General features: G+C 64.0%; 21 protein-coding genes, 1 tRNA gene and 1 pseudogene. 15 read left to right on the top strand and 8 right to left on the bottom strand.

Features of this window, described 5'->3' with window-relative positions; genetic code table 11:
- Window positions 1-27 precede the first annotated feature (27 nt).
- Entirely contained in the window at window positions 28-1,872 is a 1,845-nt protein-coding gene (locus WKB25_RS17865; RefSeq protein ID WP_340572064.1) for an autotransporter domain-containing protein, read from the top strand.
- Between the two features lie 131 nt (window positions 1,873-2,003).
- Window positions 2,004-2,077 (top strand) — tRNA-Gly (locus WKB25_RS17860).
- A 1,210-nt stretch (window positions 2,078-3,287) separates the two neighbouring features.
- Here WKB25_RS17860 and WKB25_RS17855 read toward each other — a convergent pair.
- A complete protein-coding gene (locus tag WKB25_RS17855; protein WP_340572063.1) occupies window positions 3,288-4,196 on the bottom strand; it encodes a hypothetical protein in 909 nt (302 codons plus the stop codon).
- Window positions 4,197-4,866: 670 nt separating this feature from the next.
- On the opposite strand from WKB25_RS17855, the gene WKB25_RS17850 reads away from it, so the two are divergent.
- The 7 genes from WKB25_RS17850 to WKB25_RS17820 all read left to right on the top strand — a co-directional run bounded on the left by WKB25_RS17850 (window position 4,867) and on the right by WKB25_RS17820 (window position 10,340).
- A complete protein-coding gene (locus WKB25_RS17850; protein ID WP_340572061.1) occupies window positions 4,867-5,109 on the top strand; it encodes a hypothetical protein in 243 nt (80 codons plus the stop codon).
- Window positions 5,110-5,203: 94 nt separating this feature from the next.
- Window positions 5,204-6,082, top strand: coding sequence for a 30S ribosomal protein S6--L-glutamate ligase (gene rimK, locus WKB25_RS17845; protein WP_340572059.1), 879 nt, complete (start codon window positions 5,204-5,206; stop codon window positions 6,080-6,082).
- Window positions 6,083-6,337: 255 nt separating this feature from the next.
- Complete coding sequence (locus tag WKB25_RS17840; protein WP_340572058.1) at window positions 6,338-6,814, top strand: hypothetical protein; 477 nt, start codon at window positions 6,338-6,340, stop codon at window positions 6,812-6,814.
- Between the two features lie 89 nt (window positions 6,815-6,903).
- Window positions 6,904-7,377 (top strand): hypothetical protein, encoded by a 474-nt coding sequence (locus WKB25_RS17835; protein ID WP_340572056.1) that lies wholly within the window; start codon window positions 6,904-6,906, stop codon window positions 7,375-7,377.
- A gap of 8 nt (window positions 7,378-7,385) precedes the next feature.
- On the top strand, window positions 7,386-8,063 hold the full coding sequence (locus WKB25_RS17830) for a response regulator transcription factor (protein WP_025874286.1): 678 nt from the start codon (window positions 7,386-7,388) through the stop codon (window positions 8,061-8,063).
- The gene (locus WKB25_RS17825) at window positions 8,026-9,396 is read left to right on the top strand and encodes a HAMP domain-containing sensor histidine kinase (RefSeq protein WP_088101008.1); all 1,371 of its coding nucleotides are present in this window, start codon (window positions 8,026-8,028) and stop codon (window positions 9,394-9,396) included. The genes WKB25_RS17830 and WKB25_RS17825 overlap by 38 nt, the downstream gene beginning before the upstream one ends.
- A gap of 557 nt (window positions 9,397-9,953) precedes the next feature.
- A complete protein-coding gene (locus WKB25_RS17820) occupies window positions 9,954-10,340 on the top strand; it encodes a hypothetical protein (RefSeq protein WP_265951423.1) in 387 nt (128 codons plus the stop codon).
- A 51-nt stretch (window positions 10,341-10,391) separates the two neighbouring features.
- Here WKB25_RS17820 and coaE read toward each other — a convergent pair whose 3' ends face one another.
- From coaE to WKB25_RS17805, 3 genes are read right to left on the bottom strand one after another with little or no spacing between them, the layout of a single operon-like run.
- Window positions 10,392-11,003, bottom strand: coding sequence for a dephospho-CoA kinase (coaE, locus tag WKB25_RS17815; protein WP_340572052.1), 612 nt, complete (start codon window positions 11,001-11,003; stop codon window positions 10,392-10,394).
- Window positions 11,004-11,014: 11 nt separating this feature from the next.
- Window positions 11,015-11,878, bottom strand: a complete 864-nt coding sequence (locus tag WKB25_RS17810) for an A24 family peptidase (RefSeq protein WP_049463888.1) — start codon at window positions 11,876-11,878, stop codon at window positions 11,015-11,017.
- A gap of 8 nt (window positions 11,879-11,886) precedes the next feature.
- Complete coding sequence (locus WKB25_RS17805; protein ID WP_340572049.1) at window positions 11,887-13,146, bottom strand: type II secretion system F family protein; 1,260 nt, start codon at window positions 13,144-13,146, stop codon at window positions 11,887-11,889.
- Between the two features lie 348 nt (window positions 13,147-13,494).
- Here WKB25_RS17805 and WKB25_RS17800 point away from each other — a divergent pair, with 348 nt between their 5' ends.
- From WKB25_RS17800 to pilB, 3 genes are all read left to right on the top strand, one after another.
- Window positions 13,495-13,926: a pilin gene (locus WKB25_RS17800; protein ID WP_340572048.1), complete on the top strand. Its 432-nt coding sequence runs from the start codon at window positions 13,495-13,497 to the stop codon at window positions 13,924-13,926.
- A 99-nt stretch (window positions 13,927-14,025) separates the two neighbouring features.
- Window positions 14,026-14,436: a pilin gene (locus WKB25_RS17795; protein WP_340572047.1), complete on the top strand. Its 411-nt coding sequence runs from the start codon at window positions 14,026-14,028 to the stop codon at window positions 14,434-14,436.
- A gap of 109 nt (window positions 14,437-14,545) precedes the next feature.
- A complete protein-coding gene (gene pilB / locus WKB25_RS17790; RefSeq protein ID WP_340572046.1) occupies window positions 14,546-16,273 on the top strand; it encodes a type IV-A pilus assembly ATPase PilB in 1,728 nt (575 codons plus the stop codon).
- Window positions 16,274-16,416: 143 nt separating this feature from the next.
- Here pilB and WKB25_RS17785 read toward each other — a convergent pair whose 3' ends face one another.
- Together WKB25_RS17785 and WKB25_RS17780 are read right to left on the bottom strand one after the other, a co-directional pair.
- Window positions 16,417-17,790, bottom strand: coding sequence for a sigma-54 dependent transcriptional regulator (locus tag WKB25_RS17785; protein ID WP_340572045.1), 1,374 nt, complete (start codon window positions 17,788-17,790; stop codon window positions 16,417-16,419).
- A gap of 54 nt (window positions 17,791-17,844) precedes the next feature.
- On the bottom strand, window positions 17,845-19,458 hold the full coding sequence (locus tag WKB25_RS17780; protein WP_340572044.1) for an ATP-binding protein: 1,614 nt from the start codon (window positions 19,456-19,458) through the stop codon (window positions 17,845-17,847).
- 376 nt (window positions 19,459-19,834) lie between these two features.
- Between WKB25_RS17780 and sucC the strand changes: the two genes are divergently transcribed.
- The 3 genes from sucC to WKB25_RS17765 all read left to right on the top strand — a co-directional run bounded on the left by sucC (window position 19,835) and on the right by WKB25_RS17765 (window position 23,770).
- Window positions 19,835-21,004, top strand: a complete 1,170-nt coding sequence (gene sucC / locus WKB25_RS17775) for an ADP-forming succinate--CoA ligase subunit beta (protein WP_025874298.1) — start codon at window positions 19,835-19,837, stop codon at window positions 21,002-21,004.
- Between the two features lie 21 nt (window positions 21,005-21,025).
- The gene (sucD, locus tag WKB25_RS17770; protein WP_017356169.1) at window positions 21,026-21,901 is read left to right on the top strand and encodes a succinate--CoA ligase subunit alpha; all 876 of its coding nucleotides are present in this window, start codon (window positions 21,026-21,028) and stop codon (window positions 21,899-21,901) included.
- Between the two features lie 234 nt (window positions 21,902-22,135).
- Window positions 22,136-23,770 (top strand): NAD+ synthase, encoded by a 1,635-nt coding sequence (locus tag WKB25_RS17765; RefSeq protein ID WP_340572042.1) that lies wholly within the window; start codon window positions 22,136-22,138, stop codon window positions 23,768-23,770.
- A gap of 91 nt (window positions 23,771-23,861) precedes the next feature.
- Here WKB25_RS17765 and WKB25_RS17760 read toward each other — a convergent pair.
- Window positions 23,862-24,656, bottom strand: a pseudogene (locus WKB25_RS17760) (lipase family protein); the annotation flags it as partial.
- 143 nt (window positions 24,657-24,799) lie between these two features.
- Entirely contained in the window at window positions 24,800-25,684 is an 885-nt protein-coding gene (locus WKB25_RS17755) for an outer membrane protein assembly factor BamD (protein ID WP_089236594.1), read from the bottom strand.
- Between the last annotated feature and the right edge of the window lie 77 nt (window positions 25,685-25,761).

Here is a 25,761-nt window from a genome sequence, read left to right as displayed (position 1 = left end):
CAACGATATCCCCACAGGAGTTTTTACATGCTGCTCAGCAAACGCCCGATCCGCTCCCTCATGGCGGCCGCGATCGCGCTGGCCGCGCTGCCGGCCATGGCAGGCGAATCCCCTTACAGCCATGCGGTCTTCTTCGGTGACAGCCTGACCGACGCCGGCTACTTCCGGCCGCTGCTGCCGGCCGACGTGCGCCCGGTCACCGGGCAGTTCACCACCAACCCGGGCTGGGTGTGGTCGCAGCAGGTGGCCAATTACTACGGCCTCAATGGCGCTGCCAACGGCAACGGCCAGAACGGCGACAACTACGCTGTCGGCGGTGCCCGTGTCGGCGTCGACGTAGCCAGTGCCCTGGGCACCATCCCATCGTTGAAGAGCCAGACGGCCCGTTACCTGGCTGCCAACGGCGGCAAGGCTGACGCCAATGCCCTGTACACGGTCTGGGGCGGTGCCAACGACCTGTTCGCCGCAGCGCGTGCGCCGGCCCAGGCGCAGGCCATCATCGGCGCGGCCGTCACCGACCAGGTGGCCCTGGTGGGCGCCCTCAAGCAGGCCGGTGCCGAGTACGTGCTGGTGCCCAACCTGCCCGACGTCGGCATTGCTCCGCAGTTCCGCTCGCTGGGTCCGGCCGGTGCCGCGCAGGCCACCGCGCTGGCGGCTGGCTACAACAAGGCCCTGTATGGCGGCCTGAAGCAGGCCGGCATCGAGTTCATCCCGCTCGACACCTTCACCGTGTTGCGTGAAGTGGCGGCCAACCCGGCCATGTACGGTTTCCGCAACGTCACCGACACCGGTTGCAGGATCAACCCTGCTGACTCCACCACCAGCATCCTCACCTGCAACCCGACCAGCTACGTCAGCCCGGATGCGGCCACCGCCTATCTATTCGCCGACGGCGTGCACCCGACCACCGCCGGTCATGCGTTGCTGGGCCAGTACGCGGTGTCGGTCCTCGAAGGTCCGCGCCTGCAGCAGGTGCTGAGCCATTCGGCACAAACCATCGGCCGCTCGCGCGCCGACCAGGTCAGTCTGCACCAGGCGGGTCGCCCGGCTGACGGCCTGTCGTGGTGGGGCGGCGTGCGCGGCGACATGCAGCGCTACGACCACGCCGATCTGTACGACGGCCTGGCTCCGGCCGGCCTGTTCGGTATCGACTGGGCGCGTGACGGCATGGTCTTCGGCGGCTTCGCCGGCTTTGGCCGTCTGAATGCCGACTTCGGCAACAGCCGTGGCGACTTTACCCAGAAGGACACTACCGCCGGTCTGTTCGCTGGCTGGTACGGTGACCGCATCTGGGTCAACGGCCAGGTCAGCTACACTTGGCTGTCCTATGACGTGAACCGCAAGGTCCAGCTCGGCCCTGCAACCCGTGAGCACAGCGGCTCGCCGGACGGCAGCAACCTGACCGCCGCCCTGAACGCCGGTTACGAGTTCGGTACCGAAGGCGGCTTCCGCCACGGCCCGATCGCCTCGGTGATCTGGCAGCAGGTCAAGATCGACGGTTACACCGAAAGCGCCGATGCCGGCACCCTCGCTACTGCGCTGGGCTACGGCAAGCAGGATGTCGATTCCACCGTCGGCCGTATCGGTTGGCAGGCCCGCTTCGACGGCGGCACCGTCAAGCCGTATGTGCAGGTGACCTACGACCACGAGTTCGAAGACACCAAGCAGGCCAGCGCCTGGGTGCAGAGCCTGCCGGACGTGGGCATGTACCGCGTGCCGGGCATGGACTTCGACAAGAACTATGCGACCGCCATCCTGGGCGCGCGCATGGAACTGTTCGGCCTGCAGAGCAACATCGGTCTGAGCGCTACCACCCTGCAGAAGCGTGCGCAGGACGCGACGCTGTTTGCCAGCTTCAGCGGCAGCTTCTGATGCAGACGACGGCAGGCCTGCGGGCCTGCCGTCACCGTCACACGGTAGCGCCGGGCCTTGCCCGGCGAGCCGCTGGCAGCGGTTGCCATTGCGCAAACCCGGCAGGTCCGCATAGACTTCAGCCCTGCAACGCGGGCGTAGCTCAATGGTAGAGCTGTAGCTTCCCAAGCTACTGACGAGGGTTCGATTCCCTTCGCCCGCTCCATGCCTCCCAACGGTTTGCGGAGATCTGGGCGCTCCGCAATATGCGAGCCGTTCCGCAAACGGATCTTCTGCCTAGGACTTAGCATCCAGCAGGCACTATGCCTTCCGGGCGTTTTCGGCATCGGCAGCCTGGAACAAGATCAGCGTGTCGATGTAACTAGATTTGCTGACTGATAGCGTAGCGTCAGAGAAGCGATGTACGGCGCATTTCTCTTCTGACACGGTTCCCTGCACGTCGCCGCAGCGGAAAATCTCGGCAACTGCAGGCCACTGGTCTGCGTCGACGATAAACGTGTTGGACCGAGAAAACTCGAGTCCGATAGTTTGGAAACCCCTCCATCATCATCCTGCTGATCTCGCGATTGGTTGATGTGTGCAATTTCGCTTGATTTGCAGGCTAAGTCGCCATAGCGCTCCCGTGATGAATGCCCCGGCTGGATCTGCGCTTCGCGAATGTCCATTGTCGAATCAACATTGTCCGTCCCCGCCTTCGAGCGGAGATCGCGGAGCTGGAACTCTCCCTTTGCAACACCAGCTGCCTCCCGTGGCCGTACAGATGCGCGGGACCTGCACTGGGGCGATTCCGGCCCAGCTGACCGCCGGTTACCAGACGTTGTCCAGCAGACGATTGGCGCGCTGGCAACTGAAAGGGCGGCCTAAGAAGGCCGCCCATCTATGCAATCCAGATCCGCCGCTTCAATTCTCGTGGGTAGGAGGTCGAGTTGGCTTGGGCGGGCCAGCGGGCCCCGTAGTTACGGTGCCAGTCTGGCCGCAATTGCCATAGCACCCGCTTCCGGGGTTGGCTCCACCACCGTTTCCGACGCCTTGACCACCTCCATATCCAGAGCCCGATCCAGTGCCGCCGCCGCCACCGCCACCCACCGGGGTGGTGCTGGTCTGGGTCTCGTACTTGATTCCGATGTAACCGTCGCCACCCACGGTCACTTGGTAGTCAACGCAGGCTGCACCGTTGCACATTGTTATAACGTCGCCAGGGACGATCCACAGAGGCTGTATGGAAACAAGCCGGTTGAAGCTGTCTTGAGCGAGCAGTAGCTCATTGGCAGTAGCAGGATCAACTCTCGGGTAGCCGAGCATGCAGTTGGTACATGGATAAGTGCCGATTTTTCTCGAGCCAGGCACCTGCGCGTGCACATACGCAATCGCCGCCAATAGGGAAGTAAAAAAAATGGTTGCGGTCAACCAGGCCTTCATTTCCCACTCCTTTGTGCCAGCGAAATGGCTAGTTCATTGGCTTGCTCAAGCTCAGACGGAGTCATGGACCTGGCCATTAGATCCAGTGCCTGAGCGTTTCCACCAATGGGCGTCAGTTCTCCCGCAGCCTTTTTGTAGGCATAGGCGCGGACAGGATCCTCCGGCGTAATGATGCCGCGCTGATACGCCGTTCCGAGCGAGAAAAGTCCATCTGCACTGCCAGCATCCGCTACACTTTTTAAGTAGCGGAAGGAGTCGGTATTGAATTCTTCAACTTTTTCGGGTGAGGCTTCTTGCGTTCGTTGATCTCCAACAACAAGGTCCAGATAGTTGTAGTAGGCCAGTCGAGCGTAGGTATCACCCCCTTCGGCTGCTTCTTTCAGCCATCTGGCTGTTTCCTTGAGCGCATCTCTTGGAATGCCCTCGCAACGTTTTAGTTTTTCTTCCGTGGAAGTGAGGGATTTCAGTTGCTGATCGGCCAGGAATTGCTCTCGCGTTTTCCCGCTGGCCTTGAGTAAATCCGGGGAGACCTGGCTGCTGGAGTAATCGATTGGTCTGTCAGGCTGCATTGCAATGCGGCACTCGTTCAGTACCAGGAACAGTTGTCGCTTCGCTTCCAAGTCCCCTGCATCTGCTCTGTTGCTAAGCGACGCATACAGGTCTGCCACTGGAACATCTGGCAGTCGTTGGGCAGATTCGAGGTCGGCCTGAACTGCGATTGGTTTTGGCTTGACGCCTTGAGTCTCTGCGCTTGCGGCGGGTTCCTCAGTCGATGATCCACTATTGACCGGTTTAGCATCGTTGTTCTGCAGCGAGCAGGCCGTGGCCATGCCAGCGATGAGTGTGAACGTGGATAGACGCATGCACTTGTAGCGAATGCCGTACTTTGGGGTCGAGGGTGACATTGGAATCTCCATGGGCGATAGCGCTTCTTTGCTGACACTTGCCGCTCAATATTTGGATCGAATGCAATCCAACCGGTGGTGGTTGAAACTTGGTTCCTGGAGAGAATCAAGCCATTCATGCCCCTTCTTGTTTGCATGAATGGTGGCTGGCCACTTCTTCTGCAGACCGACAATCGCAATGTCGAGTCAGGTTCCGCAATAGGCGTTCGTTCAATGGGAGTGTAGGGAATTCCTTCATGGCGGGCGTTGAGCAGGAATGAGATAGAGAAGAAAGCTCTACACGCTTGAAGATCGATCATCGGCAGAAAAAGCGCCACGCCGAGCGGTGGTGCGCGGTCAGACTCTACCCCGAGCTGAGGCGAGCGAAAGCGGTAACCCGTCTGGTGGACAGTGCGCCCACCGAACTGCCGCCGCTGATGCCGGCATTGCCCCTAACTGTCGAGCAGTTGTAGCAGGCCCGTCGCTCGGCTGCGGCGGGGACGAAGGAGCTGGAGCGCGTCAAGGAAGCACTGGAGCCTCGGCGGCCGCCGGCGGTGACCAAGCCCCGGAAGCGGCATTGTCGTTTCCGGGGTTTTTCGTTTGCGCACAGCGTGCAGATTCAAACAATCCGCATGTCCGACCGCTGCGGTCTTCGCTAGCGTGTTGCTCTCATTTCAGGGAGTACGCAGGCATGGATCGCAGGGATGACGTCGTCACCGCGCTGCATCGGATCTTTCTTTCCGCCGGCATCGGCTCGGCCAAACAGGTTGAAGCGGTTCGAGCACTCGGGCGCGCCGGTGGCCCGGAGGCGGCGCAGTTGATCGGGCAGATCTATCAGGAGGCCTTCAGTGGATCGGCGATCCAGATGGCCTGCATCGCGGCGCTGGGCGAAGCGGCGCGCGCTTATCCGTCGGCGCTGCCAGGCCCCGATTGAGCTGGGCAGCTACTGCCGCGCGTGGACCGAACAGCATCATCCAGACGCAACGTCGCCACGCTATGCTGCGCGCCTGCCGACCGATCCCACTGCGATGAAGCTCGCCATCCTGTCCCGCAACACCCGGCTGTATTCCACCCGTCGGCTGGTCGAGGCCGCGCGCGCGCGCGGCCATACCGTACGCATCCTGGATCCGCTGCGCTGCTACATGCGCATCGCCACGGACGGCTTTTCCATGCACTACAAGGGCCGGCCGATGACTGGCGTGGACGCGGTCATCCCGCGCATCGGCGCTTCGGTCACCCGCTATGGCACCGCAGTATTGCGCCAGTTCGAACTGATGGGCGCGCGCACGCCCAATCCGTCCGACGCGATCCTGCGCTCGCGCGACAAGCTGCGGGCGCACCAACTGCTGGCAGCAAGGGGCATCGACATGCCGGTCACCGTCTTTGGCGACAACCCGGATGACACCGTCGACCTGTTGTCCATGCTCGGCCCGCCGCCGCACGTGGTGAAGCTCAATGAAGGCACCCAGGGCCGCGGTGTGATCCTCACCGAGAAGGCCAGCGCGTCGCGCGGCATCGTCGAAGCCCTGCGTGGGCTGTATGCCAACTTCCTGATGCAGGAGTTCATCGGCGAGGCCAAGGGCGCCGACCTGCGTTGCTTCGTGGTCGGCGACCAGGTGGTGGCGTCGATGCAGCGCCAGGCCCCGGAGGGGGATTTCCGCTCGAACCTGCACGCTGGCGGCACCGCCATGGCATCCAAGGCCAGCCGGGCCGAGCAGCAGATGGCGGTGCGTTCGGCCAAGGCACTGGGGCTGGGCGTCTGCGGGGTGGACCTGATCCGCTCCGAACGCGGCCCGCTGGTGCTGGAGGTGAACTCCACCCCCGGCCTGGAAGGGATCGAGGCCGCCTGCGGGGTGGATGTGGCTGCACGCATCATCGAGCATGTCGAGAAAATCAAAAAATCTTGATATTTCAGTGACTTGAAATTTAATTCAGGCAGGGTTGGCGGGTTTAACACCGCTTTAATCGCCCCGGGCGTAGCCTTCAACGAACCGCAGCTCTGCCTCTCAGCAGGATCGGTATCGGGATACAACTTCAGGCTCAGGCGGGTGCACCGCCTGGGTCTTTTTTATGCTCGATGTCCCCCTGCCAAGGGTCCCTTGTGGGGGCGCGGGGACACTCGTAGAGTTGGGCCTTCGTTCCGAAGGATCGGGAGGTTGGCGATGTACCGCACCACGATGATCGTGCTGTTGCTGTGCCTGCCTGGCGTTGCACTGGCCAAGCCGGAAAAGGCAGCTGTGCAGATGGACCGCCAGACCCCGGTGGCCGAGCAGGTCCGCCAGGTCGAAAAAGCCCTGCAGCAGGGCGATTACAGCGAAATCTCCGCCGAGGACCGCAGTCAGGTCAAGCAGGCACTGGCGCGGATCACCCAGCGGATGGGCGACCGGCAGACCGTCCAGGAGCTGCCGCCACAGGTGCAGAATGACGTTTTCAACGATCAGGAGCGGGTCAACAGCATCCTGACGCGCGCCCACGACGACAGCCGCCAGATCTGCTCGTACCAGCGCACCACGGGCAGCAACATGCCCAAGAGCCGCTGCCTGACCGTGGCCGAACGGCGTCGTATCGAAGAGAAGGGCAAGGCCCTGCTCAACGACCAGCGCACCTACAGCAACTTGAACCCGGACTCCAAGCTGTAAGGCTACCTGCACCCTGCCAGTCAGCACTTGCTGGCAGAGCGCGCATCCGCATACAGTCGGCGTTCACCTCAGACAGGGATTCGTTTGTCATGAAGCATCCAGTGATATCAGCGGTTCTGGTTTCGGCGTTGGCCCTTGCCGCTGCCTCGGCAGGAGCCAAGAGTGCCGAAGAGGTATTCCTGCCGGGCAAGCCGCTGCTGCAGCAGGTAGAGCGCATCGAGATCGAGCTCAACGACGGCGAAACCTATTCCGAACTGCGTCAGGAAGAGCGCGGCAAGGTTCGCGAGACCCTGGTTCGGATCCGCGCCGCCGCCGAGCAGTACCCGACCAAGGACGCGATGCCTGAATCGGTACGAACTGAGGTCTTCAACGATCAGCAGGTCGTGAACACCGTTTTGACACGGGCCCGTGAAGATAGTCGTCTAATATGCCGACGTGAGAAGGCCATTGGTTCCAACATGTCGTCCACGCAGTGCTTGACCGTCGCCGAGCGTGCTCGGCAGAAGGACAAGGCACAGCGCGACATGGGCCAGGCCCAGCGCGTCGGTAAATTCGTCAATTAGAGGTGACAGTGAGAATCCTGGTAATCGAAGACAACAGCGACATTGCGGCCAATCTGGGCGACTACCTCGAGGACCGGGGCCACACCGTGGACTTCGCTGCCGACGGAGTGACCGGGTTGCATCTGGCTGTCGTGCACGAGTTCGACGCGATTGTCCTGGATCTCAACCTGCCCGGCATGGACGGCATCGAAGTCTGCCGCAAGCTTCGCAATGAAGCGCGCAAGCAGACCCCGGTGCTGATGCTGACCGCGCGCGACTCGCTGGACAACAAGCTGGCCGGCTTCGATTCCGGTGCTGACGACTACCTGATCAAGCCGTTCGCGTTGCAGGAAGTGGAAGTGCGTCTGAACGCCCTGTCGCGTCGCGGCAAGGGCGTGCAGACCCGCGTGCTGGAAACCGGTGACCTGGAATACAACCTGGACACGCTGGAAGTGCGCCGCCAGGGCAAGCTGCTGCAGCTCAACCCGACCGCACTGAAGATCCTGCAGGCGCTGATGGAGGCGGCCCCGGCCGTGGTCACCCGGCAGGAACTGGAAACCCGTGTCTGGGGCGAAGAGCTGCCGGACTCCGATTCGCTGCGCGTGCACATCCACGGCCTACGCGCCGTGGTGGACAAGCCCTTTGAAGTGCCGATGATCCAGACCCGCCATGGCATCGGATACCGCATCGCCACGCCGGAAGCCTGATTCGGTGGCAAGCAAGGGGGAGCGCCGGCGCACGCCTTATCGGCGGCGCCTGCGCAGCCGCATCATCGTCTCGTTCGTGTTGTTGGGCTTCTGCCTGACGACACTGTTCGCGTTTGCCACCAACTGGGCCCGCATGCGGGTGGAAAACCAGTTGGTGGAAGACGTGATGAACCGCAACATCAGCGAGTACGTGCGGCGTTACTACGAAAGCCCGGACCGCAACCCCGATCTGCCGGTGCAGCAGATGCGCGCGCGCCTGATCAAGCCGGACAAGTTCGAGGCGCTGCGCGAGGAAGAGCCGGACTGGTACGAGTTCAAGGACGGCCTGTACAACATGGGCGGTGTGGACGAGCGCGGCGAGCGTTATTCCTACAAGCTGGCCGTGCGCAAGACCCCTGATGCCTGGGCGTTCCTGGCCTACGACATGACCGACAGCGTTCGCGGTGGGCAACAGCTCAACCGCGCGCTGTTCCTGTCGGTGCTGGTATTCAGCCTGCTGTCGCTGGTGCTGGGCTGGTGGTCGGCCTCCAAGGTGATGAAGCCGGTCTCGGATCTGGCCGCACGCCTGCGTGCGTATCGTGGCGGTACCAGTGAGCCCGAGCCGTTGGCGCCGCGCTTCCCGGATGACGAAGTGGGCCAGTTGGCACAGGCGTTGGATGACTATTCCTCGCGGCTGACCGAAGTGGTGCAGCGCGACCGTGAGTTCAATGCGGACGTCAGCCATGAGCTGCGTACGCCGCTGGCGGTGATCCGTGGCGCTACCGAGCTGCTGCTGACCCGCCCGGGCCTGGACGAGAAGGTGCTGCAGCGCCTGCAGCGCATCCAACGTGCCGAGCAACAGTGCAGCGATCTGATCGGCGCGCTGTTGCTGCTGTCGCGCAACGAACGCGGGCAGGGCAGCAGCAATGTGGCGCGTGTGGCCGAACAGCTGCTGGATGCGCATCGCGCGCAGTTGGGTGGCAAGCCGCTGGAACTGCATCTGGATGGCGAACGCGACCTGGTCATCGACGCCCCCGAAGCGGCGTTGTCAGTGGCGCTGGGCAACCTGATCGGCAACGCGGTGAAGTATTCGCAGGATGGCGAGGTGCGCGTGCATGTGGGTGCCAACGCCGTGTCGGTGACCGACAGCGGGCCGGGCCTGAGCGAGGAAGATGCCGCCAAGCTGTTCCAGCGCGGCTACCGCGGTACCCATGCCGGTCACTCGCAGGGCGGCGGCATCGGCCTGTCGATCGTCAGCCGCCTGTGCGATTTGTACGGCTGGCAGGTAAGCGTGCGCCCGGGCGGCGCCCGTGGCGTGATCGCCACGCTGACGTTCTCGCCGAAGCCGCTGTAACCCCTTCTGGCTGCCGCTTTGGTAGGTGCCGACCTTGGTCGGCACGAATCCATCCGTCGTCGATGCTGCTTTGGTGGGTGCCGACCTTGGTCGGCACGAATCCATCGGTCGTCGAAATCTCCCGCTCGGCGCGAAATGTCGCATGCAGCTCCAATGCAGCTTTCGCGAAGGTGCGGCGTTTCTGGTCCAGCACGACACCTGCGTGATGCACTCCGCGCCCTGTGCGTGTCCCACCGCACGGTTCCGCAGACGGTTGGCCCACATGGCGTTTTCGCCTCATGACCGCAATGCATGCAGCTGGCGAGATGGCACGGTCGGGGTCATCGCCCCGGCCGGGATTGGCGTCCTGAAATCGACCCAACAATCAACAAACCTCTGATGCGCCGAAGGCCGTCATGGAGAATGCATCGCGATGCCCTTGCTTCGGCGGGCGGTGCGTGGGGACTTTGAAGAGTCCGCCGGAGTGTTTTGTTGATTGTTGTGATCCGGTACGCCAACCCGCACCGTCCGCCACCTCGCATCTGCGGGTGGCCTTGCCGTCTGCGAGGAGCACTGCCATGTCTACACGCACCACCTATCCGAACCTGCGCCGCCTGGTCGGCGAATCCGCCGACCAGTTGCCGGCCGACATCGCCGAACGCATCGAAGACGTGCTGGCCGAACCCAGCGACCTGCTGCCGGCACTGATGGCACGCATGGATGGCCGCGACAACGCTGATGGCCAGACCCGGCAGGGCGCCGGTCTCACCCCGTCGCAGGCGGTAACCCTGGCCAGCCTCAGCCGCACCCTGGCTGGCCTCAATGCGTTGATCCAGATGCTGCACGCCGCCGAAGCGGCACGAGTGCAGGGCAGCGCAGGCCAGCAGCTGCCGCCGGACGTAGTGGAGGGCCTGTTGCTGGCTACCCGCGAACTGGCCCGCTACGCCCGCCAGCAACTGGAGTAGATCCACGCCATGCGTGGATGCCTGTCGCGCGGAGCCGGTAGACCTGCCGGCTTACCCGGCAGCCAACCCCAGATATCGAGCATGCAACCGCTCCACCTGCGCCTGCAGGTCATCCGGATGGCCATCATTGACCACCACGTCATCAGCCAGCGCCAAGCGCTGCGCGCGGCTGGCCTGGGCGGCGATCATCTGGTCGGCCAGCGCGGCGTCGATGCCGTCGCGCTGCATCAGCCGGGCGTGCTGCACGGCCTCCGGGGCATCCACCAGCAACACCCGGTCCAGCCACGGGTAGGCCTGGCGACCGCCCACTTCGGTCAACAGCGGGATCGCCGCCAGCGCATAGGGGCTGGCGGCCTGCTCGCACTGCTGCTGCATCAGCCGGCGGATGGCCGGGTGGGTGATCGCTTCCAGCGCCACCCGCTCGGCCGGGTCTGCAAAGATGTGGGCCCGCAGGCGGGCACGGTCCAAGCTGCCGTCGGCCAGCAGCATGTCAGCGCCGAAGCGCTCGGCAATCAAGGACAGGGCAGGGCTGCCCACCGCCACCACCGCGCGCGCGGCCAGGTCGGCATCGGCCACAACAATCCCCAGCGCCTCGAAGCGCCGGGTCACCTCACTCTTGCCCGAGGCGATGCCGCCGGTCAGGCCCACCACATACTGGCTCATGGGGGCTCCCCTCAGCGCAGTCCGCTCATCACCAGATACTGGTTCAGCAGGGGCTCGCCCCACATGAAGAACAGCCAGCCGGCCAGCGCCAGGTAGGGCCCGAACGGGATCGGCGTCGCCCGGTCACGGCCACGGCTGTACAGCCAGATCGAGCCGATGAGGGCGCCCAGCACCGACGACATCAGGATGATCGGCAGGATGCCCTTCATCCCGCACCACGCGCCCAGCGCGGCCAGCAGCTTGAAATCGCCGTGGCCCATACCTTCCTTGCCGGTCAGCTGCTTGAACAGCCACCACACCGACCACAGCGACAGGTAGCCCAGCAGGGCGCCGAGCAGGGCCGGTTTGGCAGGCATGTACAGGTTGTCGATGCTGCCTATCAACCCCAGCCACATCAGGGGCAGGGTCAACTGGTCCGGTAGCAGCTGGGTGCGCAGGTCAATGCCGGACAGGGCGATCAGGAAGCAGGTCAGCACGATCGCGCCGAAGCCCTGCCAGCCAAAGCCGAACTGCCACACGCAGGCCAGCACCATCACTGCGGTCAGCGCTTCCACCAGCGGGTACTGGATGGAGATCGGCGCCTTGCAGTGGCGGCACTTGCCGCCCTGGATGATCCAGCTGAACAGCGGGATGTTCTCGTACCAGGCCAGCTTGTGCTTGCAGTGCGGGCAGTGCGACGGCTCCACCACGATGCCCGGCGGGGGCGGCTCGTAGAAGTCCGGCTCTTCCAGCACCTCGCGCGCATCGCGCTTCCACTGCCATTCCAGCCGCTTGGGCAGGCGCAGGATGACAACGTTCAGGAAGCTGCCCAGAAGCAGTCCCAGGCCGGCCGCAGCGGGATAGCCGAGGCCGGGATGCTGGTCGAGAAATGCCATTGTTACCTTTAGCCGACGACGGCGCCGAGTTTGAAGATGGGCAGGTACATGCCGATGACCATACCGCCTACGACAACGCCGATGAAGACCATGATCATCGGTTCAAGCAGGCTGCTCAAGGCATCCACGGCGTTGTTGACCTCCTGCTCATAATACTCGGCAACCTTGAACAGCATGGCATCCAGCGCACCGGCCTCTTCGCCGATGCCGGTCATCTGGATGACCATGTGTGGGAACAGGGCGGTCTGTTTCATCGCCATGTTGACCGGATAGCCCACGGAGACATCGTCGCGCATGCGCAGCACGGCCTCTTCGTAGACCTTGTTGCCGGTGGCGCCCGCGACGATGCCCAGCGCTTCCACAAGTGGCACACCAGCCTTGAAAGTCACAGCGGTGGTGCGGGCGAAGCGGGCAATGGCGCTGTTGTGCATGATCTGGCCAATGACCGGGACCTTCAGGATCAAGCGGTCCATGGTGTGCTGCATGCTGGGTGAGCGCTTGTAGGCCATGGTGAAGCCAACGCCGGCACCTACAAGAACGATTGCGATCAACCACCACCACGAAACCATGAAGCGGGACAGCCCGACGATCATCTGGGTAAAGGCCGGCAGTTCGGCGCCGAAGCCACTGAAAACCTCCTCGAACTGCGGTACCACGAAGATCAGCATGATGGCGCTGACCAGCAGGGCCACCACCACCACCATCGCCGGGTAGAACAGGGCCTTCTTGATCTTGCCCTTCAGGCCTTCGATGTTCTCCTTGTAGGTGGCCACCGTGTCCAGCACCGTTTCCAGCACGCCGGCGCCTTCGCCGGCCCGCACCAGGTTGCGGTACAGCTCATCGAACTGCACCGGATGCTTGCTGACCGCCTCGTACAGCGAGGAACCGCCCTCGATATCGGTGCGGATGCCATCCACCATCTTCTTCATGCGCGGGTTCTTGTGCCCGCTGCCGATGATTTCCAGTGCCGAGACGATCGGCACGCCGGACTTCATCATGGTGGCCATCTGTCGGCTGAAGAAGGCAATGTCTTTCGCGCCGACGGCCTTGCCGGCCGCGCCGAACAGCGGCTTCGGCTTGACCTTGACCTGGCCGGGATTGATGCCCTGCCGGCGCAGTTCGGCGCGCAGCAGGTTGGCATTCTTCGCCAGCTGCTCGCCTTTCATTTTCACGCCCCGCTTGTCGGTCCCCTGCCAGACAAACGGCTGCAACTCCATGGTGGCGCGCGCCACCGGCTCTTTCTTGATCGCACTGCGACTGACAGACATGTTGGCTCCCCGGCCCGCCATCCCCAGACGGGCATCTGCCGATGGTAGCGGGTTCATCACCGACTTGGCAGATCTAGAGGGGGCCGGAACGCAATTTCGTGCCGGCTGCCGGCCAAAGGTGACGCACTGCGTCACATTGCTGGGTCCGTCGCAGAATGATGACTGGGGGGTTCACATCGTGGAAATTGCTGCCATCATGGGCCCGGGGAAATCCAGGGGGAGGCGTGCCGGGGTTGGCACGCAACCTGCGTTGATCCACCCGCAGGGTGCAGGACCCGCTCAGCCGGCCGATGGCCGGATCGATCCTGCGCACTGACTCAACCACCACTATCTTGGGGATGTATCACTATGAAGAACCAGAAGGGCTTCACCCTTATCGAACTGATGATCGTTGTCGCGATCATCGCCATCCTGGCAGCAATTGCTCTGCCGGCTTATCAGGACTACACCATCCGCGCTCGAGTTTCGGAAGCTGCGGTGATTGCTGGCGGTGCCAAAGTGACTGTCGCAGAGAATATCGCTAACAACGGCGGTACGCTGACCGCTATTCCGGACGCCTGCGCTGGCGTTGATGCCGCCAACACCACTGCGACCGCCAATCTGGCCAGCATGACCTGCGATTCGGCTAGTGGCGCAATTGGCGTAACCACCACCACCAAGGCTGGCGGTGTCACTCTGACCTTCGCCCCGACTCCGGCCGCTGCTGGTGGCGTGGGCACGACCTGGGCTTGTACTGGTACTGGCGGCAAGTCGGCTTACTACCCGGCTGAATGCCGCTAATAGCGGGCTAGCAGCTGATCTTGAAGAACCCCGCCAAGGCGGGGTTCTTCAATTCGTGATGCCCGTTTCTGCGGGCGGTGCCATGGGGAGGCACATATCGTGAAGCTTCAAGCTGGATTTTCTTTGATCGAGTTGATGGTTGTCGTCGCAGTCATCGCCATCCTCGGTGCGCTGGCTTTGCCTGCGTATCAGGACTACACCGTTCGTGCGCGCGTGTCCGAAGCGCTGGCGTTGGTGTCTTTTGCGAAGGTAACCGTGACCGAGAACATTAACAACATCAACGCGCTCGATGCTACGGCGTGCTCCGGCGTCAGTTCTGTCACAGCAGCGACAAGCAATGTTCGTTCGCTTACCTGTTCGGGCAACGGGATCTTGACGGTGGTCACTACATCTAAAGCCGGGAGTGTCACCCTTCAGTTGGCGCCATCGTTCAATCCCAGCGAATTGGTGCAGTGGAGCTGCAGTACGGTGTCCGGCGCTGCGCAGCACGTTCCGGCCGGATGCAGATAGCAGCCCCGACGGTCGAGTGGACTTCTGTTGGGCCGATTTTCGGGTTTCACGGAAGCTTCCGCCGGACGGGTACCTCCGGTAATCTGCGGGAGGGAGTAGGAGCGCAATGATGAACACCGTAACCACCGCCAACCTCGTCGGCATCACCGGCTTGGCCCGTCGCTTGGTGCAGGACGGCGCCCTGGATGAAGTGGCCGCTCGCGATGCCATGGCCAAGGCCACCGTCGCGCGTCAGCCGCTACCCACCTGGTTTGCGCAGAACAAGGTCGTCGGCGCGGCCCAATTGGCTGCCGCCAACTCACTCGAGTTCGGCATGCCGCTGTTCGATGTCTCCACCTTCGACAGCAGCCAGAACGCGATGAGCCTGGTCAGCGAGGAGCTACTGCGCAAGCACAATGTGCTGCCGCTGTTCAAACGCGGCGGCAAGCTGTTCGTCGGCACCAGCAATCCCACCCATTCGCTGGACGAAATCAAGTTCCATACCAATCTGGTGGTGGAACCGATCCTGGTGGACGAGGATCAGATCCGCCGCACGCTGGAGCAGTGGCAGTCCAGCCACGACACCATCGGCGATACGCTGGGTGGCGATGACGACGGCATGGCCAACCTCGATGTTGGCGGTGGCGACGACGACATGGCCAGCACCGACAGCGGCATCGACGCCAAGGGCGACGATACCCCGGTGGTGAAGTTCGTCAACAAGGTGTTGATTGATGCCATCCGCAAGGGTGCGTCGGACATCCACTTCGAGCCCTACGAAGACGATTACCGCGTGCGCCTGCGCATCGACGGCCTGCTGAAGATGGTCGCGCGCGCGCCGAACAAGCTCAACCAGCGCATTGCCGCGCGCCTGAAGGTGATGGCGCAGCTGGATATCGCTGAAAAGCGCGTGCCGCAGGACGGCCGCATCAAGCTCAATCTTTCCAAGACCAAGCAGATCGATTTCCGCGTCAGCACCCTGCCGACGCTGTTTGGCGAGAAGGTGGTGCTGCGTATCCTCGATGGCAGCGCGGCCAAGCTGGGTATCGACAAGCTGGGTTATGAGCCGGACCAGCAGAAGCTGTTCCTGGAAGCGATCCACAAACCGTATGGCATGGTACTGGTGACCGGCCCGACCGGCTCGGGAAAGACGGTGTCGCTGTATACCGCGCTGGGCATCCTCAACGACGAGACCCGCAACATTTCCACGGCCGAAGACCCGGTGGAAATCCGCCTGCCCGGCGTCAACCAGGTGCAGCAGAACAACAAGCGCGGCATGACCTTTGCCGCCGCCCTGCGCTCGTTCCTGCGACAGGATCCGGACATCATCATGGTCGGCGAAATCCGCGATCTGGAGACGGCGGAAATTGCGATCAAGGCCGCGCAGACCGGTCACATGGTGCTGTCCACGCTGCATACCAACGACGCGCCGCAGACCATCGCGCGCCTGATGAACATGGGCATTGCGCCTTACAACATCACCAGTTCGGTGACCCTGGTGATCGCCCAGCGCCTGGCGCGCCGGTTGTGCAACAACTGCAAGCGCCCGGCCAATCTGCCAGCGCACGCACTGCTGGCCGAGGGCTTCACCCAGGCGCAGCTGGATGCAGGCATCGAGCTGTATGAGGCGGTAGGCTGCGACGAATGCACCGAGGGCTACAAGGGCCGTACCGGTATCTACCAGGTGATGCCGATGACCGATGAGATCTCCACGATCGTATTGGCTGGCGGCAATGCGCTGCAGATCGCCGAGGCCGCACAGGCCATCGGCGTGAATGACCTGCGGCAGTCGGCATTGAAGAAGGCGGCTGCAGGTGTGACCAGCCTGGCCGAGATCAACCGCGTCACCAAGGATTGATGCAGTAGATCCACGCCATGCGTGGATGGCGGTCAGCGTCCAGTAGATCCACGCCATGCGTGGATGCGCGGTCAGCGCCCAGTAGATCCACGCCATGCGTGGATGCGTGATGCATGAGGTTGCCGGCCAGCGGCCGGCACTACCTATTCCATTCCCAGCTTCTTCAGCTTGTAACGCAGTGCGCGGAAGGTGATGCCCAGCTGCGCGGCGGTACGGGTCTTGTTCCAGCGGTTTTCTTCCAGCGCGCGCTGGATCGCACTGCGCTCAAGCTGCTCGATATACGAGGGCAGGGCGGCACTGCCGGGATGCAGATCAACCACGGCTTCGGCGTGCGCAGCACTGCCCGGCGAGCGCGGCGCGTGCTGCGGCAGGCGCAGGTCATCGGCACCGATGCAGTCTTCTTCCGCCAGCGCCAGCGCGCGTTCCAGGATGTTCTCCAGCTCGCGCACATTGCCGGGGAAACCGTACTGCGCCAGCGCGTCCAGCGCCGAAGGCGCCAGCAGCGGGGTGGCGCGGCCATGGCTGCGGGCCAGCCGTGCCAGGATCGATGCGGCCAGCGCCGGCAGGTCCTGGCGGCGCTCGCGCAGCGGCGGCACGCGCAGTTCGATCACGTTGATGCGGTAGTACAGGTCGTGGCGGAAACGCCCGTCCTCGACCAGCTCGGCCAGATCCTTGTGCGTGGCCGAAAGGATGCGCACGTCCACCGGTTCTTCGCTGGGCGCGCCAACCGCGCGCACCGACTTCTCCTGGATCGCACGCAGCAGTTTTACCTGCATCTGCAGCGGCAGTTCGGCCACTTCATCCAGGAACAGGGTGCCGCCGTGCGCGGCCTGGAACAGCCCCGGCTTGTCGGCATGGGCGCCGGTGAAGCTGCCCTTGCGGTGGCCGAAGAACTCGCTTTCCATCAACTCGGTGGGGATGGCGCCACAGTTGACCGGTACGAACGGCCCGGCCGCGCGTGCACCCTGTGCGTGGATGGTGCGTGCGACCAGTTCCTTGCCTACGCCGGATTCGCCGAGGATGTAGACCGGTGCCTGGCTGCGCGCGACCTTGCTGATGGTGGCGCGCAGCACGTCCATGGCCGGCGATTCGCCGAGCAGGCGCGCGGCTTGTTCTGCGGCGGGTCCGGCAACGGGGCGTTCGCTGTTGTTGAGTTCCAGCGCATGCTTGACCAGGCCGCGCAGCACGGTGATGTCCACCGGCTTGCTGACGAAATCGAAGGCGCCGGCTTTCAGTGCTTCCACTGCCAGATCCATGCTGCCGAAGGCGGTGATCATCGCCACCGGCGTGCGTGGGTAGTGCTGGGCGATCTCGCTGACCAGTTCGATGCCGTTGCCGTCTGGCAGGCGCATGTCGGTGATGCACAGGTCGTACGGATTGCTGGCCAGCAGTTCGCGGGCTTCGGCGAGGTTGGCGGCGGTGCTGATGCGCAGGCCCATGCGGCCGAGGGTCAACACCAGCAGTTCGCGGATATCGCGTTCATCGTCGACGACGAGGGCGCTGCGGGTTTCGTTCATGGGAGGGAAAGATAGCCGAGGGGGTGGAAGGCGACAAATGTTTGACGCGTAGGATCAGTGCGGAAGCAGGGTGTGCGGGCCGGGCAGAACCAATCGGAAGCAGGAGCCGCCGGCGGGGACGGGAATGTAATCCAGCCGCGCCTGGTTGGCCCGGCACAGCTCGCGGGCGATATACAGGCCCAGGCCGGTGCCGTGCTCGGAGGTGGTGAAGAAGGGGCGGAACAACTGTGCGGCGACGGTCTCGGGAATGCCGGGGCCACGGTCCATCACGTCGATCACCGCACTGCGTTCGTGCTGGGCCACGCGCAGCCGCACGCGCGCGGGCTGCTCGCCGATGCGGCCGTACTTCAGTGCGTTGTGCACCAGCACGGTCAGCACCTGGTACAGGTGGCGCGGGTCGACCTGGGCCGGCACCGAGGTGTCGTTGATGATCGGTTCGATGCTGTCGGTTTCCAGCGTCTGCCCCTGCTTGTACTCCAGCACGAAGCGGCGCACGAAGGCGGCCAGATCGACGTTTTCCGGGTTGGCGCGCTCGCGCCGGGCCAGGCCCAGCACGCTCTCAACGATGCCGTTGGTGCGTTGGCACTGCTGGTGGATGATCTGCAGCAGGCGGCGGTCGCTGTCGTTGAAGCCGGTGCCTTCCTCGAGCAGCTGTACGGCGTAGTTGATGGCCGCCAGCGGGTTGCGGATCTCGTGGGCAAGGCTGGCCGAGAAGCGCCCCATCGCCGACAGGGTGAGCGATTCGGCGCGGCGCGAGACCACGCTGGAGTCATCCAGGAACACCAGCACCAGGTCGCTGCCGGCCAGCAGGCGGGCGAAGCGCGGTTGCACTTCCGGCTGGTCGGGGTTGAGCTGCAGTGGCATTTCATCCTGCGCCCAGCCGTTGCGCCAGCGTTGCAGCCGCCGGGCAAGTTCGGGGGCGACGCTGGCCAGGTCGAGGCGGCCGGAATCACTATTGCCATCGTTGTCGCCGAGCAGGATCGAGGCGGCTTCGTTGGCCAGGGTGATGCGGTTGTCGGCGTCCACCACCACCACGCCGGTACGCATGCGGCGGATGATCAGTTCGTTGATCTGGAACAGGTTGGCCACTTCGTCGCCGCGCTGGTTGGCCAGCTGCTGGTTGCGGCGCGCACGGTTGCCGACCTGGTAGCTGATGAAGGCCAGCGCCAGGTAACTGGTGGCGAACATCGTCAGTTCGGCCAGGGTACGGGTGGGATCGCCGCCTTCCAGTACCTTCCACATGTACTCGGCGGCGGTGGCGACGCTGGCGGCCAGCGCCAGCAGCAGGCCCCAGCTCAGCGGCAGCAGGGTGGCAGCGGCGGCGATGTTGAACAGCAGCGACATCGAGATGCCGGCGCTGGCACCAGGCAGGGCGTGCGCCAGCAGGCTGGCGGCGACGATGTCCAGCAGCACGCCGCCGACCACGATCTGCCGCAGCCAGCGTTCGTTGCGGCCGATCACCAGCCACAACAGGGACAGCAGCAGGTAAGCCGCGCCTACGCTGTTGGCCAGGCGAGGGTGGTGGGCTTCGCCGACCATGGCCGACAGCGGGCTGTACAGCAGTGCGGCGATGACCGAGGCGATCAGCACCCGGTACAGGGCGAAGAAATACAGCTCTCGCCGCGGTATCGATTCGATGCGGTCGATCAATGAAGCACTGGGTGACACGCCGGAACTCCCCTTCTGGCTGCCTGGAACTGGATCATGCCGGCGGTGGGCCGAACCTTCCGACGTCCCCCGATCGTCGGATCTGCTCGCTGCCCGGTTGCCGGCACCGTGGGCTCGAATTTACGGGGTCAGTATAGGGCGCCTGTAGCGGGCTGGGCTGCGCAATCGGCCGGGGCCGACCCGGGGGACGTGGTCCAGGCCGTGCCGCAACTGCCTGAATGACCGTGGAAATCTGGCCGGTTCCGGCCTTTTGTCCATACTTCTTTGCGCCCCGGCGCTGGCTCGGCCACAATAGTGGGCCCGCCGCGGTCCATGCCGGCGCCCCGCCGGGGCCCTGAGGAATTGCGTGCGGTCGTTCCTATTCCCACGGTGACGCATGAATTTCCACGAATACCAGTCAAAACAACTGCTTGCCGAGTACGGCATCCCGGTCCCGGCCGGCAAGGTCGCTGCGACCCCGGACGAAGCTGTTGCCGCTGCCAACTCCCTGGGCCAGGGCCCCTGGATGGTCAAGGCGCAGATCCACGCTGGCGGCCGCGGCAAGGCTGGCGGCGTCAAGTTCTGCAAGACCACCGACGACGTGAAGGCCGCTGCGGCCAAGATGCTCGGCACCAAGATGGCCACCTACCAGACCGCTGGCGTTGAACTGCCGGTCAACCTGGTGCTGGTGACCACCGCTGGCGAGATCGTCAAGGAACTGTACCTGTCGGTGCTGGTTGACCGTGGCACCAAGACCATCACCTACATCGCTTCTTCGGAAGGCGGCGTGGAGATCGAGCAGGTCGCCGCTGAAACCCCGGAGCTGATCCACTCGCTGAACGTCGACTTCGTCGAAGGCGTGCAGGGTTACCACGGTCGTGATTTCGGCTTCAAGCTGGGCCTGACCGCCAAGCAGGCCGGCCAGTTCGCCAACATCATGGTGAACCTGTACCGCCTGTTCAACGAAAAGGACCTGGCGCTGGTTGAAATCAACCCGCTGGCCATCCTGGACGACGGCAACCTGTACGCGCTGGACGGCAAGTTCGACAGCGACGACAACGCTGCGTTCCGCCAGAAGGCCCTGGTCGCCATGCGCGACAAGACCCAGGAAGACCCGACCGAAGTGATCGCTTCGGAGCTGGACATCAACTACGTCACCATGGACGGCAACATCGGCTGCATGGTCAACGGCGCAGGCCTGGCCATGGCCACCATGGACGTCATCAAGCTCAACGGCGGCGAGCCGGCGAACTTCCTGGACGTGGGCGGCGGTGCCAACAAGCAGCGCGTCATCGAAGCGTTCAAGCTGATCCTGTCCTCGGACAAGGTCGAAGGCATCTTCGTCAACATCTTCGGCGGCATCGTCCGCTGCGACATGATTGCCGAAGGCATCATCGCCGCCGTGAAGGAAGTGGGCGTCAAGGTTCCGGTCGTGGTGCGTCTGGAAGGCACCAACGTGGAAGAAGGCAAGCAGCTGCTGCGTGACAGCGGCATGGCCATCATCCCGGCCGACAACATCAACGACGGTGCCAAGAAGGTCGTCGAAGCTGTCAAGAACGCTGCCTGATCCGACACCGAAGGAAATCCAATGTCAGTTTTGATCAATAAGAACACCAAGGTGATCGTGCAGGGCTTCACCGGCCAGCAGGGCACCTTCCACGCCACTCAGATGATCGAGTACGGCACCCAGGTTGTTGGCGGCGTGACCCCGGGCAAGGGCGGCACCACCCATATCGACCTGCCGGTCTTCAACACCGTTGCCGACGCCGTGCAGAGCACCGGCGCCAACGCTTCGGTCATCTACGTGCCGCCGCCGTACGCGGCTGACGCGATCCTGGAAGCCGCTGCTGCCGGCATCAAGGTCATCGTCTGCATCACCGAAGGCATCCCGGTGCTGGACATGCTGCGCGTCAAGAACGTGCTGACCCGTTCGCATCCGGACACCGTGCTGATCGGGCCGAACTGCCCGGGCGTCATCACCCCGGGTGAGTGCAAGATCGGCATCATGCCGGGCCACATCCACAAGCCGGGCAAGATCGGCATCGTCTCGCGTTCGGGCACCCTGACCTATGAAGCGGTCAAGCAGACCACCGAAGTCGGCCTGGGCCAGTCCACCTGCATCGGCATCGGTGGTGACCCGATCAACGGCCTGAACTTCGTCGACTGCCTGAAGCTGTTCAACGAAGACCCGCAGACCGAAGGCATCATCATGGTCGGCGAAATCGGCGGCGACGCTGAAGAAGCCGGTGCCGAGTACATCAAGAACCACGTGAAGAAGCCGGTCGTCGGTTTCATCGCGGGTGCTTCGGCTCCGGCCGGCAAGCGCATGGGCCACGCCGGTGCGATCGCATCGGGCGGCAAGGGCACTGCCGAAGGCAAGTTTGCTGCAATGGAAGCTGCTGGCGTCGTCACCGTGCGTTCGCCGGGCGACCTGGGCGCTGCCATCGCCAAGCTGGTGAAATAAGATCGACTGCCTCTGGCAGACGATTCTGTAGAGCCGAGCCAACGCTCGGCTGCCTGAAACAGAAAGGCCGCCTCCGGGCGGCCTTTCTGCGTCTGGTGTCCTGAGCATCGCAGCCAACCCCATCCACGCACGGCGTGGATCTACTGAGCAGGGCCTGTCCATGGAGTGGGAGCGCCCGGCGCGCAGATGGCGCGGCGTTACAATGGCGGCATTGCAACCACAGGCTGGACCCTCATGGCTTCGATCCGCATCGCGATGGCGCAGTTCGACTTTCCGGTTGGCGATGTCGCCGGCAACACCGAGCGCATCATCGAGATGATCGGCCAGGCGCGCGACGAGTACGGCGCCGGGCTGGTGATGTTCCCCGAGCTGGCAGTCAGTGGCTATCCGCCGGAGGACCTGCTGCTGCGCCCGGGCTTCCTGTACGAGTGCGAGCAGGCGATGACCCGCATTGCCGCGGCGTGCCGTGGCATCACTGCCGTGGTCGGTTGGCCGCAGGCGGCCGGTGCGGTGGTCTACAACGCTGCCAGCGTGCTGCGCGATGGCCTGGTGGAGCAGACCTACCGCAAGCGCGAGCTGCCCAATTACGCGGTGTTCGACGAGCGTCGCTACTTCGATGTCGACCCCGACGGTGGCAGCTGCGTGTTCGAGGTTGATGGCATTCCGGTTGGCCTGCTGATCTGCGAAGACCTGTGGTTCGCCGAGCCGCTGGCCGATACGGTGCGTTCCGGTGCGCAGCTGGTGGTGGTGCCCAACGCTTCGCCCTACGAACGCGGCAAGCATGCCCAGCGCGATGCGGTGCTTGCTGCACGTACCCGCGAAAGCGGCGCGGCCATCGCCTACCTCAACGTGGTGGGCGGCCAGGATGCGCTGGTGTTCGATGGTGCATCGGTGGTGGCCGATGGCGATGGCACGGTGCATCCGGCGGCGGCTGCCTTCGTCGACCAATGGTTGGTGGTGGAGTACGACGGCGCTACCCGCCGCTTCATGCCGCACGTGTGGATGGACGACGGCGACGAAAGCATGGATGCGCTGGCCTGGCGCGCGGTGACCCGCGGCATCCAGGACTACTGCCGCAAGAATGGTTTCAAGAAGGTGTGGCTGGGTCTGTCCGGCGGCATCGACTCGGCGATCGTGCTGGCGATGGCGGTCGATGCGCTGGGCGCGGAAAACGTCACCGCCGTGCGCCTGCCCTCGCGCTATACCGCTGGCATGTCCAACGACCTGGCCGCCGAGCAGTGCGAAGCGCTGGGCGTGAAGCTGGAAGCCGTTTCCATCGAGCCGGCATTCCAGGGCCTGATGCAGGCGCTGGCACCGATGTTCGAGGGCACCACGACGGATGTGACCGAAGAGAACCTGCAGTCGCGCAGCCGTGGCGTGATCCTGATGGCGCTGGCCAACAAGTTCGGTGGCCTGCTGTTGACCACCGGCAACAAGAGCGAATACGCAGTCGGCTACGCCACGATCTATGGCGACATGTGCGGTGGCTATGCGCCGCTGAAGGATCTGTACAAGACCGAGGTGTTCGGCCTGTCCAAGTGGCGCAACACGGTGGGTGGCGCACCGGTGATCCCGCCGGCGGTGATCAGCCGCCCACCATCGGCCGAACTGCGCGAGAACCAGACCGACCAGGACTCGCTGCCGGCCTACGATGTGCTGGACGGCATCCTGTACCGCTACATCGACCAGGAGCAGTCGCGCACGGAGATCGTCGCCGCCGGCTATGACGCGGCGGTGGTGGATCGTGTGTTGCGGCTGGTGCGCATCAGCGAGTGGAAGCGCCACCAGGCCGCGCCGGGCCCGAAGGTCTCGCGCCGCGCGTTCGGGCGTGAGCGCCGGTACCCGATCAGCAACGGCTACAAGAGCTGAGGGCTGGTCGCCGGACCCAGCGCTGGTGGGTGCGGACCTTGGTCCGCACCGTTGTTGATGCGGGGCATGCCCATCCACGCATGGCGTGGATCTACTGGGCTTCGTTGAGCAGCTGTTCCAGGCCTGCGGTTTCAGCGGCCTCGTTGAAGGAACCGTTGCCCAGCCGCGCACGAACGAATGCCAGGCCATCGGCCGCCGCGGCGTCGAGCGTGCCCCGATGGTCGACCGGGTATCGCCGGAACGCCACCGGTTCGGCGCGTAGCGCCAGGCCGACCGCATACAGCAGGGTGGTCAGATAGGGCACGTCGCGGTCCTGGCTGCCGTGGCCCAGCATCAGCGGCTGGCTGAAGCCCCGCCGTGGCACGCCCAGGTAGTCATGCAGCAGTGCCCAGATGCCCGGTACCGAGGTCAGCGGCGCGCTGAACATTTCTCCTGTGTTGGCGCCTTCCAGGGTGGCAGCCAACGGGCCGAGGCACTGCTGGCGCGCCAGCGCGACCCGCGCATGGCCCTCATCGCTGAGCACCTGTGCGATGCGCGGTTCCACCTGCAGCAGGCCATCGAGCAGGTAGGCGTGGTAGGCGTTGACTGCCCCGGGATTGGGGGCGCGGTTGTCGGGCTTCATGACCAGCGCGGTCAGTTCGACGGCTGTGGGCGTGCCGGTGGTGAAGCTGCCGCGGTACTGCAGCGAGGGCCCATAGGACGGTGCCAGATGGCCGGCAGTGAGTGCGGCGGCGCCGCCCTGCGAGTGGCCCACGGAGACCCAGCGCGGCGACAGCGTGGCAGTGCCGAGGAAATGGCGGCCGGCCTTGATGAGATCGATGGCGTTGCGCGCGGAGGTACGCACGTGCAGGTAGGCATGGTCACCCGGGCCGCCCAGGCCTTGGTAATGCAGGCCGGGATGGCCTTTGCGCCGCAGTCTGGAAGCTGTCCTTCGCGCTGACTGGGACGGACGTCGCAGCGATCGCGGATTCGGAGAATTCCTAGCGATGACGCCAGGCAAAAAAAAGGCCCCTTGCGGGGCCTCTTTTCTTACTTCTTTTCCAGTCGCGCGTTGCGCTGGCCGGTGGCGGCGGACTTCTCGCCGGCAAACGGGTTCAGCTTGCGGATCATCCACGGGTACTTCGGCCACTTGCCTTCCAGCCACGGGTGGTCCGGCTGGTTCAGCTGCAGGACGCGGCGGGCGTCGTCGGCCAGGGTCTTGTTGCCCAGGTGGGTGTAGGAATCGGCCAGTACCGCCACGGCATCGTTCTGGAACGCGCTCTGCGGGTAGGTTTCCAGCAGGTAGTTGGCGCGGCCGGCGGCCGAGACCCAGGCGCCACGGCGCATGTAGTAGAGCGCGTTGTCGAGCTCGTGCTGGGCGAATACGTCACGCAGTACCAGCATCCGCTGGCGCGCATCGGCGGCATAGCGGCTGTTGGGGTAGCGGTCGACCACGATGTTGAAGTCTGAATACGCCTGGTGCGGCGTGGACAGATCGCGGCGGCTTGCGTCCAGCGACCATACGCGACGCAGGAAAACCGTATTGCGGTTGGAGTTGGCCAGGCCGCGCAGGTAGTACAGGTACGCGATGTTGCGGTGGGTCGGGTAGGTACGGATGAAGCGGTCGATGCTGGACACCGCGTCATCGTGCTTGCCGGCCTTGTACTGGGCATAGGCCGATTCGATCATCGCCTGCTCGGTGTACGGGCCGTAGGGATACTGCGCCACCAGACGGCGGAAGCTGGCTTCAGCGCCGCTCCAGTTGCCGCCTTGCATCAGCTTGTGGCTCTTTTCGTAGAGCTGTTCGACTGGGGTGCCTTCATCAGGGCGATCGCCCTTGGTGCCGCGGTTGCAGCCGGTGGCGACGATGACCAGCACCAGCAGAAGGGCGGTGAGGCGGACGGGCGCGGAGAGCAGGACGGAGCGTCGGATCATGGGGTCAATGCGGGACGCGGCTGGAATACGAAGGGTCGATGATAGCCTAGTGTCCTGTCCAGCGACTGAAACCAGCT

Source organism: Stenotrophomonas sp. G106K1, from assembly GCF_037969685.1.
In the GTDB taxonomy this organism is placed as follows: Bacteria; Pseudomonadota; Gammaproteobacteria; order Xanthomonadales; family Xanthomonadaceae; genus Stenotrophomonas; species Stenotrophomonas lactitubi.
The sequence above is the reverse complement of the archived record's forward strand: the minus strand, read 5'-3'. Positions and strand labels throughout refer to the sequence as shown.